Source organism: Streptomyces marispadix (assembly GCF_022524345.1).
In the GTDB taxonomy this organism is placed as follows: domain Bacteria; phylum Actinomycetota; class Actinomycetes; order Streptomycetales; family Streptomycetaceae; genus Streptomyces; species Streptomyces marispadix.
The window spans coordinates 2,982,802-2,994,675 of sequence record NZ_JAKWJU010000002.1 but is presented as its reverse complement, the minus strand read 5'-3'; the positions used below and the strand labels follow the sequence as shown (position 1 = coordinate 2,994,675).

The following is an 11,874-nucleotide window of genomic DNA, read 5'->3' as shown; positions in this document are numbered from 1 at the left end:
CCTTGAGCGGGCGGGGCCTCAATCAGCCGCTGCACGGCGGTAGTCGAGAACCCGGGCAGGCATGCGCCCCCGGACCGTGCCGTTCAACTCCCGCCGGGCAGCGCTCCGTTGCCGGACGTTTCCCTGCCGCCGTGCCCCGGGCCGAGTGCTCAGCCCTGACGCGACGGGGCCGCCGCCGCCCGTGCCATCACGCAGTCGAACTCGACGACCCGCCCCGTGGTCTTCTCGCGCGTGACCGGATACATGCCGGTGATGGCGAAGCCCGCGTCCTCGTAGGCGGCTATGGCCTCGTTCATGCGGGGGCTCCCCTCGTAGAGCTGGAGCACGGCCACCTCCGACTGCATCCCGACGAAGTCGGCCGTACGACGGCCTGCGCCGGCGAAGACCTCCATGTCGAAGCCCTGCGTGTCCATCTTCAGATAGGGGCGCGGCTCGGCGATGCCCTCCAGGGCCTCGTCCATCACCTCGTCCAGGCGCCGTATCCGCACCTGTTCCTTACGGGTGTCGGTGAACCGCTTGTAGCGCCGCTGGCCGTAAGCGCTGGGCTGGAGAAGGGAGTTCATGGTCTTCCAGCCGAGGTGCATGTCCTCGAACGACTCGCTCCGCCCCAGCGCGAAGGGGTAGACCCGCCACTCCGGGTCCCGCTCGGCGGACTTGCGCAGCCGGGCCAGGGCGTCCGGCACGGGCTCGAAGGAGACGATCCTGCCGCGGTAGCCGAGTTCGCGGAGCTGTCGGCCGTACTGGCCCTTGTTCGCGCCGACGTCGAACACGCAGTTCACTTCGTAGTTGGCGAGGAGATCGGCGACGTGGCGCGCGCACAGATCGCCTGCCGCCGCCTTGTGCAGGCCCCAGCCGTCGGCGGTCGTACGGGTGCGTGGCCTCTTGCCGCCCACCATCCACGAATCCCCGCTCATCTTCGTGGCGGTGTAGCCGCCGCGCCGTGAGACAACGGCGGCACCCGGTCCGAGGTCGAGCACCTGGACACCCAACCGGGGCAGGGCGCCGAGCGCCTTTCTGAACACTGTTGTCATCTTGCGAGGCTAACCGCCGGCATTCGGCCACTGTCAAACTCGGCTGTCCGGTTTGCTTGCACTGCCTGGGAACTCCGGCTAGGGGAGAACATTTCCGGCGTCTCCCGACGTCGCGGCAGGTCTCCCCGTCGCTGCGGAGCCCCTCGGCGCGCACCGCGTCGCCGTCCCCCGAGCCGTCCCGCCGCCCGCGGAGAATGCCCCTTGCACCTCACGTCACGTGAGGGCTCATCGTGAAGTGCGTACGAGAGAGGAGCGGAGATGAGCTACTCCGTGGGACAGGTCGCCGCGTTCGCGGGCGTCACCGTACGCACGCTGCATCACTACGACGAGATCGGCCTGCTGGTGCCCGGCGAGCGGAGCCACGCGGGTCACCGCCGCTACAGCGACGTGGACCTGGACCGGCTTCAGCAGATCCTGTTCTACAGGGAGCTCGGCTTTTCGCTCGAAGAGGTGACGGCCCTGCTCGACGATCCCGACGCGGACCCGCGGGAGCATCTGCGGCGGCAGCACGAGCTGCTGAGTTCACGGATCGCGAAGTTGCAGAAGATGGCCGCCGCCGTCGAACAGGCGATGGAGGCAAGGAAGATGGGCATCGATCTCACGCCCGAGGAGAAGTTCGAGGTCTTCGGGGACTTCGACCCCGACCAGTACGCGGAGGAGACCGAGCGCCGCTGGGGCGACACGGACGCCTACCGCGAGTCGCAGCGCAGAACCTCCTCCTACACCAAGGAGGACTGGCTGCGGATCAAGGAGGAGGGCGAGGAGTGGACGCGGGCCTTCGTGGCGGTGATGGACAGCGGCGAAGGCCCCGAGTCCGAAGCGGCGATGGACCTCGCGGAGGAGCACCGGCAGCAGATCTGCCGCAACTTCTACGAGTGTCCTTACGAGATCCACACGGGACTCGGCGAGATGTACGTCGCCGACGAGCGCTTCACCGCGTACTACGAGGCGATCAAGACGGGGATGGCCGAGTATCTGCGGGACGCGATCCTCGCGAACGCCGTGCGGAAGTCCTGAAGGCCGCAAGGACGAGCGCGTCGGCCGCACCCACCGGTCGCGCGACTGTCGTTCACGCACCCTTCGTTCACGCACCTGCCGGGTGGGGCCCCGCCCGGCAGGTGCGCACCCGTTGCCGTGTGCCCAGCGCACCCTCCGCACACGGCTCCGTTCGCCGTCGCCCGCGGCCGGACGCGCTCGACTCCGGTCCGGCTCTCCGGCGCGACTTCGGTCAACTCCCGTAAGCCGCTCACCCGTTCTCGATCCACGCCCTTACGGCCCGCCCCCGGCCCACGCCCCGCTCTTAGACCACGTGGGTCAACATCCCCGCCCCAAGTACCCCCGTCCGGTGTGCCCCGTAGGACGCCGCCCCGCCCCGCACGATGTTGGAGCCGTCATGCCGGCGACCGGGGGGACGGCGAACACCAGGGGCGAGCGGAGGGCTTCGCGAATGGCCGAGCTGTACATCGACGGTGAGTGGACCGGGGCCGTCTCCGGCGGACGGCGGGACGTGATCAACCCGTTCGACGCCTCGGTCGTCACGACGGTCGACGACGGGGACGAGACCGACGTGGATCTGGCGGTACGTGCCGCCAAGCGGGCCTTCGAACGCGCCGACTGGGCCTGGGCGCCGAGCCGCCGCCGTGCCGACGTCCTCTACCGCGTACACGAGTTGCTGCTGCGCGACCTGGAGCAGCTCGCCCGCATGGAGACTCTCGACACCGGCAAGACCCTCGCCGAGTCGCGTCTCGACATCGAGGACATCGCGGGCGCCTTCCGCTACTTCTCGGAACTCGTCGGGAAGGATGCGGGCCGCGTCGTGGACGTCGGCCCCGACGTGCTGAGCAGGGTCGTGTACCAGCCCGTCGGCGTCTGCGCGCTGATCGCACCGTGGAACTACCCGCTGCTACAGGCGAGCTGGAAGGTCGCCCCGGCGCTCGCCGCGGGAAACACCTTCGTACTCAAGCCGAGCGAGACGACGCCGCTGACGACGATCGCCCTGATCAGGCTGCTGGAGGAGGCGGGCACCCCGCCCGGAGTGGCCAATCTGGTGCTCGGCGCGGGCGCCACCGTCGGCGCCGCGATGTCCTCGCACCCCGAGGTCGATCTCGTCTCCTTCACCGGGGGACTGGCCACCGGGCGGAAGATCATGGAGAGCGCCGCGTCGGGCGTGAAGAACATCGCCCTCGAACTGGGCGGCAAGAACCCCAACATCGTCTTCGACGACGCCGACTTCGACGCCGCGCTCGAATACGCACTGGACGCGGCCTTCCTCCACTCCGGCCAGGTCTGCTCCGCCGGTTCGCGGCTCATCGTCCAGTACGGCGTGCACGACCGCTTCGTGACCGAACTCGCCTCCAGGGCGGAGGCGATCCGCCTCGGCGACGGCCTCGAACCGCTCACCGAGGCCGGTCCCCTCAGCTCCGCCGAGCACCGGGCGAAGGTCGAGGGCTATCTGGAGATCGCACGCATGGACGGGGCACGGCTCGTCACCGGCGGACGGCGCCCCGACGATCCCGAACTCGCCCGCGGCTTCTTCCTGTTGCCCACCGTGTACGCGGACTGCAAGCCGACCATGCGGATCGTGCAGGAGGAGATCTTCGGGCCCGTGGTGACGGTGGAGCGCTTCTACACCGAGGAGGAGGCGATGGAGTTGGCCAACGACACCCGTTACGGGCTCGCCGGCGGCGTATGGACCAACGACGCCGGCCGCGCCCAGCGGGTGGCGAACCGGCTCCGCCACGGCACGGTGTGGATCAACGACTTCCATCCGTACGTACCGCAGGCCGAGTGGGGCGGCTTCGGCAGGTCGGGCGTCGGACGCGAACTCGGACCCACCGGGCTGCGGGAGTACCAGGAGGCGAAGCACATCTACCACAACCTCTCGCCGACGCCGTCGGGTTGGTTCAAGGGCTGAGTGCCCGGGGGCCGGGGCGCGAGAACCGAGGGCGCAACGGCCGAGGGCGCGAGGACCGAGTGTGCGTACCCGGGCCGTGAGGACCGGCGGTTCGAAGGCCGAGGGGTCGAGTACGGCGGGTCACGCGGGTGCCGGCGGAGCGCGGGACGGCGGCGAGACGGGAGCGCGGAGTGGACGGCGGTCATGACTGACACGAGCGGAAACGGCAGAAGCGGCCACGGGACCGGAAGCGGTCACGGGGTCAGCCACGGGAACGGAAGCGGTCATGGGGCAACCGGCCACCGGGCCGGGGGAGTCGGGGCCTCAGGTGACGGTTCCGGCGGCGTCCGGGAAGAGGCGTACGACTACGTCGTCGTGGGCGGAGGCACCGCCGGCTGCGTACTGGCCGCCCGGCTGAGCGAGGACCCCGCGTGCCGCGTCTGCGTCATCGAGGGCGGGCCCAGCGACGTCGGCGACGAGGACGTGCTCAAGCTGCGGAACTGGGCGAATCTCCTCGACACCGGCTACGACTACGCCTATCCCATCGTCGAACAGCCCCGCGGCAACTCGCACATCGTGCACAGCAGGGCGCGCGTACTGGGCGGCTGCTCCTCGCACAACACCCTGATCAGCTTTCTGCCGTTCCCCCACGACCTGGACGAGTGGGTGCGCCTGGGCGCCGAAGGCTGGGACGCCGGCACGTTGCTTCCGTACCGGCGGCGGCTGCTGAACACCATCCGTCCCGTAGCCGAGCAGGACCGCAACCCCGTAGCGCACGACTTCGTCAACGCCGCGGTCAACGCCCTCGACGTGCCCGTCGTCGACGACTTCAACGAGCGGCCCTTCACCGAGGGCGCCGGCTTCTTCTCCCTCGCCTACCATCCGGCCTCCGGGACCCGCTCGTCGGCGTCCGTCGCATATGTCCACCCCGTCATGGACCGGCCCAACCTGACGCTAAAGCTGGAGAGTTGGGCGTATCGCCTGCTGCGGGACGGTGCGGGCCGCCTCACCAGGGTCCGGGTGCGCTACGCCGACGGGGCCGAGGGCACCGTGCGCGCCGAGCGCGAACTGCTGCTGTGCGCGGGGGCGGTGGACACGCCGCGGCTGCTGATGCTCTCCGGCATCGGCCCCGCGGACGCACTGCGCCGGGCGGGCGTCGAAGTGCTCAACGATCTGCCGGGCGTGGGGGAGAACCTGCTCGACCACCCGGAGTCGGTGATCGTCTGGGAGACCCCGTGCCCGCTACCGCCGAACTCGGCCATGGACTCCGACGCGGGTCTCTTCCTCCGGCGGGACGCCCGGGAACCGGGGCCCGACCTGATGTTCCACTTCTACCAGGTGCCGTTCACCGTCAACACCGAACGTCTCGGGCTGCCTTCGCCCCAGTACGGGGTGTGCATGACGCCCAATGTGCCCAAGTCCCGTTCGCGGGGCCGCATCTGGCTGCACAGCGCCGACCCGGCGGACCGACCCGCCCTGGACTTCCGCTACTTCAGCGACCCCGAGGGCTACGACGAGCGCACCATCGTCGACGGTCTGCGCATCGCCCGCGAGGTCGCCGCCACCGGTCCGCTGCGGGAGTGGCTGCTTCGTGAGACGGCCCCCGGCCCGGACGCGGTCACCGACGAGCAGCTCTCCGAGTACGGGCGGCGTGCGGCGCACACCGTCTACCACCCGGCGGGCACCTGCCGTATGGGCGGCGAAGACGACGAAGGGGCCGTGCTCGACCCGCTGTTGCGAGTGCGCGGCGAAGAGGGCGTGCGCGTGGTCGACGCATCCGTGTTTCCGAGCATGCCGACCGTCAACCCCATGGTCACCGTGCTGCTCGTGGCCGAGCGCGCGGCGGATCTGATCAGAGGCCGTACGGGCCCGGCGCCGCCACGCGGCTACGAATCCGACGTGCCGGGACACACGCCGGGACGACACACGCCTGGCCTCATGCCGGGAGAGGAGCAGCGATGACGGACGCCGGGAGCCCCGCCGCGCCGGGCGGAGACGTGGGAGGCGGCGCGGGATACGCAGGCCGCGGCGGCGGTCGCGGCGGAAGCGGAGACCGAGGCAGCGGAGACCGAGGCAGCGGGGGCGGTGGCCGCGCAGGCGGCGGCCCCGGTGGCGAACACGCCGGGCACGGCTCCGAGTTCCGCAAGGAGATGGGCCCGTGGGCGAACTTCGCCCTCGGCTTCACCTACCTCTCCCCCGTCGTGAGCACCTACACCCTCTTCGCCACCGCGCTGGCCACCGGCGGGCCCCCGATGATCTGGGCGTTCGTGCTCGCGGGCGCGGGCCAGTTCCTGGTGGCGCTCGTCTTCGGCGAGGTCGTCGCCCAATTCCCCATCGCGGGCGGCGTATACCCGTGGTCGCGCCGCCTGTGGGGCATGCGGTGGGCGTGGATGACCGGATGGGTCTACATGTGGGCGCTGCTGGTCACCATCACCGCCGTCGCCTACGGAGCGGGCCCGTACATCGCCATCCTCTTCGGCTTCGAACCGTCCGTGCACACCACCGTGTTGTGCACCGTCGGGCTCATCGTCGTCGCGGCGCTCGTCAACTACGCGGGCACCAAGGCGCTTTCGAAGGCGGCGGTGATCGGCTTCACCGCGGAGCTGGTCGGGGCCGTCGTCGTAGGGATCTGGCTGCTGACGACGCACCGCTTCCACGGCCTCGGCGTCGTCTTCGACAACTTCGGTACGGGGGGCGGCGGTTCGTACGTCCCCGTCTTCCTCGCCGCGGCCATCATCGGCTTCTACCAGTACTACGGCTTCGAGGCGTGCGGCGACCTCGCGGAGGAGGTCGAGCATCCCGGCATCGTCATTCCCAAGGCGATGCGCCGCACCGTCTACGTCGGCGGCGCCGCCGCCACGTTCACCTGCCTGACGCTGCTGCTCGCCGTGGCGGACTACCGGGCGGTGATCGACGGCAAGGACACCGATCCCGTGGTGCGCGTCCTCTTCGACGCGCTGGGCGAGTTCGGCGCCCGCACGGTAATGGGCGTCGTGCTGATCTCGTTCCTGTCCTGCACGATCAGCCTCCAGGCCGCCGCGGGCCGCCTCATCTACTCGTACGCCCGGGACAAGATGGTCGCCGGGCACCGGCTGCTGCGTTCGTTCTCTTATGCGCGCGCCGTGCCGCACAACGCGCTGCTGGTGGCCGCCGTCATCCCCGCTGTGATCGCCTTCGGCTCGCTGATCTCGGAGGACGCCCTCACGAAGATCGTCTCGTTCGCCATCCTCGGCATCTACGGCTCGTTCCAGATGGTCGTACTCGCGGCGCTGCGCGCACGGTTGAAGGGCTGGCGGCCGACGGGCGAGTTCCGGCTGGGCCGCTGGGGGCTGCTGGTCAACGCGGCGGCGCTCGCCTACGGGATCTTCGCGATCATCAACATCTCCTGGGCACGCAACCCCGACCAGCCCTGGTACGACAACTGGATCGTGCTGCTGTGCGGCGCCGTGGTGGTCGGCACGGGACTGCTGTACATGTTCGCCACGCGCCACTACGGACGGGGCGACGCACCGTCGGGCGACGCGATCCCTCAGCGCTCCAGGGTCTGAACGGACGGCTGAACGGCCGGGGCGCAACCACCGGGCGCAGCCCCACGGCACGACCCCGGGCCGGGAGCCGAACTTCTGGGCCGAGCCGCCGGGCCGAGCCGCCGGGCCGAACTGCCGGGCCGAACTGCCGGGCCGAACTGCCGGGCGGAGCAAGCGACTTGGGCCCCGGGCGTGCGGGGCGACGCCGCCTTTCCGGCCGCGTTCGCGGAGCATATGTGTGCCGGTCGCGCAAATCTGCGGCGGCATGCCCCTTTCGTGTACGGTCCCGTCCGTGCGGCAGCAACGTGGCTCCGTCCGCCGTGAGTTCGCGGGCGAGGCGGCGTCCCATGCCCCGGGTGCTGCCGCCCGCGAGGATCGTTCCGCCCCGTGAGGGGTGGGCCCGTCCGGAGCGCTGCTGTAGTCGGGAGCGCGGGGACGGCCCGACTGTTCGTGTTTTCCGTGCTGTTCACGCTGTCCGTCTGCTCTCTCCGCCCCTCCACATGGGCTCCCCTCATCGGGCGCCGGCCGGGGGAGCGGCAGCGGACGCCGGCGGGCGACGGCGTGAACATGTGAACACCGACGTACGGGACGGTCCTCTGCAACCGAACGGGGCGCAGCGATGTCCTTGGAACAACAGACTTTTTCCGGGGTGGCCCTCCGCACTCCAGTGGAAGGCCGGGCAGCCCCGCGGACGATGGAGCTTCGAGTTGATTCGTGTATCCAAGAGGGCGCGCCGAGTAGGTGCCGTGGCGGTGGCGGCGGGAGCCGTACTGGCCGCGGGGCCCTTCGTCTATTCGGCGCAGGCGGCCGGGCCCTCCGGGGTCAAGGCCAAGGGGGCGTTCCTGCTGGACGCCTCGTCCGGTGAGGAGATGTGGGGCAAGGGCTCCGACACCAAGCGCGAGATGGCCAGCACCACCAAGGTCATGGCGGCCGCGGTCGTGGTCAGCTCCGGTGTCGACCTCGACCGCAGGGTCACCGTGAAGAAGGCGTACCGCGACTACGTCTCCAAGTGGGGCGGCAGCACCGCCGACTTGCAGACGGGCGACAAGCTCAGCCTGCGCCAGCTCCTCTACGGCATGCTGCTGCCCTCCGGCTGCGACGCCGCGTACGCACTGGCCGACGCGGTCGGCAAGGGCGGCTCCACCACGGCGCGCGCCGACGACTTCATCGCGAAGATGAACGCCAAGGCGGACCGACTCGGCATGAAGAACACCGAGTTCGACTCCTTCGACGGCATCTCGAAGACGGGCCACAACCACTCGACGGCCCGCGACATGGCGAAGCTCGGCAAGTACGCGCTGGGCAGCACCAACATCCGCAAGGTCGCCAAGTCCACGTCGACGAAGCAGAAGGCGACCAACGGCCGCACCTACACCTGGTACAACACCAACCGGCTCCTCGGCTCGTACAAGGGCGTCATCGGCATCAAGACCGGCACCGGCTCCAAGGCGGGCCCGTGCCTCGTCTTCGCGGCCGAGCGCAACGGGCATTCGGTCGTGGGCGTGATCCTCAACAGCGCCGACCGCTACCCGGACGCGAAGAAGATGCTCGACTGGTCGCTGGAGCAGGAGACGCCGAAGCTCAACCTCCGCTCGCTTCCGGAGGGCGCGGAGCGCGACTGACGCGCACCCGCCCCTGGCGGGCGCCGCTCCGCGCACCTGCGCGGGGTGAGCGTTCTGCGCACCCTGCGAAAGGTGCGCGATCCGCACGCTGAGCACCCGGGCCGCCCGGGGGCAGCCGTCGCACGGCTCCCCCGGGCGCGCTCGTGTCCGCACCCGCAGCAGCGATGCGCGCCCTGACCCGGCGGTGCGCGCCCCGGCCGCCTCATCCCCCGGGAGGCGCCTGCCGCGCCCCCGCATCGCCGGGCATGTGCTGGAAGACGACGATCACCAGGTCGTCGTTGATCGCCCGGGCCCACCTCGTGACGTCGCGGTGGATGTAGGAGACGATCTCCGCCGGTTCGACTCCGGCCGCGTTCCCGTCCTCGTGGAACATGCGGGAGCCGTGCCCGTCGCCGTAGCGCTCGGCCAGCCGCGGGCCCAGCGGATAGAAGGTCCCGTCGCGCCTGCGGGCCTCGACGACCCCGTCCGAGTAGGCGACCAGCGTCTCGCCGTCGGCCAGCGAGTAGGACGCCTCCTCCGGCTGCGCCCCGGGCGACAGATCGCCGAAGCCGAGCGGCAGGGCTGGCTCCGGGTTCAGCCTGCGTACCCCGTCGGGGCCGCCCAGCCGGAACATCGGCGGATGCCCCCGGTTCAGCACCCGTACGACCCCGCCCTCCGGTGGGAACTCCAGCAGCACCGCCGTCGCGAACGACTCCTGCGACCAGCCGCTCGGCGTCCCCGCGACGGGCACCGCCTGGCTGCCGCCCGCTTCCATGTCCTCACGGTCCATGGCCATGGCCGCCTCGATGCGGTCCGCGGTCTCCGCCAGCGTCGCCGCCGTCATGGCCGCCTCACGGAAGGCCGAGGTGATCGTGGCGACGCCCTCGGTCGCGCCGATTCCCTTGCCCCGCACATCCCCGATCACGGCGCGCACCCCGTACGGAGTGGATCTCACGCAGTAGAGGTCGCCGCCGATGAGGGCCGCCTCGTCGGCCGCGCGGTAGACCCCCGCCAGACGCACCGGACCCAGCCGCTCCGGCAGGGGACGCAGCAGTGCGCGCTGAGTGGCCTCGGCGACGGCGTTGACCTGCACGAGCCGCAGGGTCGTACGTTCCAGGATCATCGCGAGCAGCGTCGAGAACGCGGTGACCAGTACGAGCGTGATGATGGGCCCGGTGATGTTGTCCGGATAGACGTCCTCCAGGGCGAGATGCATGCCGGTGAGGAGGGCGACGGACAGGGCGCCGATGGCCACGGTCGCGGACGGGCGGGTCAGCAGCGCCGCGAGCACCACGGCTGCGGTGAGGAACGACGCGAACGAATAGCGCGTCGGCGTGACCAGCTCCAGCACCAGCGCCATCACCACGAGCGTCGGCGGCAGCGCCTTCACCCAGCGGGGGAGCCAGTCGACGCGGCGGGTGCGGTACAGACGTGCGGTGAGCGAGCTGCTGCGGGGCGTTCTGCTCCGCATGCTGCCCAGGCTCCGCAGCAGCCCGGAGTCTCGCATCTCCTCCGCGCCGGGTGGACGCCCCCGCACGACGCCGGGGACGCCCGTCGGACCCGAGGGACTCCGGCCTTCGGCCGCCGGGTCTCCCCCGCTGCCCCTGCCTCCCGTGTTCACGTTCGTCCGTTCCCTTCCACGGGGCGGGCCGGGCCGCCGCTCCTGCTCCGGCCTCTTCCCAGTCTCCGCCGGCGGTGCGGATCCGGCTCGCCGTGCACGGGCAGGGGCGGCCGACCGCGGAAGTATGCGCCGTAGGCGCTGGTACGCGGGCGAGGCGCGGCGAGGGCAGCTCACACACCGGTGCGAGCGGGCGGCTTCCGCATCCACGCTCCGCGCCCGCCCGTCACTTCAGGGGAGCGTCAGGCGAGCCTCGCCTCCACCTGGCCCTGGCTCTGCCGCGTCTCGAACACGGGCTGCGGGGAGGTCGCCGGACCGGACACGTTCCAGCCGTCCGACAGCCGGAAGACGCTTCCGTGCCACGGGCAGCGCACACATCCGTCGCTGATCTCGCCCTGCGACAGCGGCCCGGCCATGTGGCTGCACCGGTCCGCCAGCACATGGACGGCGCCTCCGCTCTCCCTTACGACGACGACCGGCGTCCCGCCGACGGTCCGCCGCACCGCCTCTCCGACGGGCAGATCCGAGGCGGCGCCCAGGGAGTGCCAACCCGGCTCCGTACGCACGGAGATGTCCTCGGCGTGGTTGATGGCGGACGCCTGCCGGTAGGCGAGATGACCGCCGAGCGTGCCGCCGATGCCGACGGCGGTGAGCCCGGCGAACCCCAGCATCCGGCCGCGCAGGGAACGGCCGCGAAGCCGTGCGCCCAGCGAGGACATGTAGCAGGAGATGGCGACGGTGTTGGCGAGCGCGTGCACGAGCCCTACGCGCATCTGCGGTTTGCGCAGCTCGGCCCAGTCGATCCATCCGGTGATGGCGGCGGGTACGGCGGCGCCGAGGCCCGTGGCGATCAGCAGCGCGGGCGCGTAGTGCCGCCGCTTGCCCGGAATCAGATCCAGTACGGCCGCCGAGAGCCAGGTGCCGATGGGGATCTGGACGAGCGCCGGATGCACGGGATGGCCGAGCCAGTGGCCGTGCAGCGCGTCGCGGTCCTCTTCGCTGAGGGGGAGTGCGTGCACGGCCCGCTGGATTCCCTGGAGCGGGGGATCGAGCCGCGTGTCGCGCTCGGTCTTCTCGATGGCGGTCAGCACCCGTCCCTGCCGCTCGGGATGGGGCAGCACGGCGCGGAGGGCGCCGGCACATGCAAGCAGCTTCTGTGAATAGGACATACCGCCCGGTTCCCGTCAGGAGCGGGAGCAAACAG

At 70.9% G+C, this 11,874-nt stretch carries 8 protein-coding genes; 5 read left to right on the top strand and 3 right to left on the bottom strand.

The window, feature by feature from the left end; genetic code table 11:
• Positions 1-149 precede the first annotated feature (149 nt).
• Positions 150-1,031, bottom strand: a complete 882-nt coding sequence (locus MMA15_RS12455) for an FkbM family methyltransferase (protein WP_241059393.1) — start codon at positions 1,029-1,031, stop codon at positions 150-152.
• A gap of 258 nt (positions 1,032-1,289) precedes the next feature.
• Between MMA15_RS12455 and MMA15_RS12450 the strand changes: the two genes are divergently transcribed.
• From MMA15_RS12450 to MMA15_RS12430, 5 genes are all read left to right on the top strand, one after another.
• Positions 1,290-2,048 (top strand): MerR family transcriptional regulator, encoded by a 759-nt coding sequence (locus MMA15_RS12450; protein ID WP_241059391.1) that lies wholly within the window; start codon positions 1,290-1,292, stop codon positions 2,046-2,048.
• 430 nt (positions 2,049-2,478) lie between these two features.
• Entirely contained in the window at positions 2,479-3,945 is a 1,467-nt protein-coding gene (locus MMA15_RS12445; RefSeq protein ID WP_241059389.1) for an aldehyde dehydrogenase family protein, read from the top strand.
• A 183-nt stretch (positions 3,946-4,128) separates the two neighbouring features.
• Positions 4,129-5,886 carry a GMC family oxidoreductase gene (locus MMA15_RS12440; protein ID WP_241059387.1) on the top strand — a complete coding sequence of 586 codons (1,758 nt, stop codon included), beginning with the start codon at positions 4,129-4,131 and terminating at the stop codon, positions 5,884-5,886.
• Positions 5,883-7,472, top strand: a complete 1,590-nt coding sequence (locus MMA15_RS12435) for an APC family permease (RefSeq protein ID WP_241059379.1) — start codon at positions 5,883-5,885, stop codon at positions 7,470-7,472. Before MMA15_RS12440 ends, MMA15_RS12435 begins: the two co-directional genes overlap by 4 nt.
• A 689-nt stretch (positions 7,473-8,161) precedes the next feature.
• Entirely contained in the window at positions 8,162-9,073 is a 912-nt protein-coding gene (locus tag MMA15_RS12430; protein WP_241063164.1) for a D-alanyl-D-alanine carboxypeptidase family protein, read from the top strand.
• A 202-nt stretch (positions 9,074-9,275) separates the two neighbouring features.
• Here the strand turns inward: MMA15_RS12430 and MMA15_RS12425 are convergent, their stop codons facing one another.
• The gene (locus tag MMA15_RS12425) at positions 9,276-10,523 is read right to left on the bottom strand and encodes a PP2C family protein-serine/threonine phosphatase (RefSeq protein ID WP_241059377.1); all 1,248 of its coding nucleotides are present in this window, start codon (positions 10,521-10,523) and stop codon (positions 9,276-9,278) included.
• A gap of 389 nt (positions 10,524-10,912) precedes the next feature.
• Complete coding sequence (locus MMA15_RS12420; RefSeq protein WP_241059375.1) at positions 10,913-11,839, bottom strand: Rieske (2Fe-2S) protein; 927 nt, start codon at positions 11,837-11,839, stop codon at positions 10,913-10,915.
• Between the last annotated feature and the right edge of the window lie 35 nt (positions 11,840-11,874).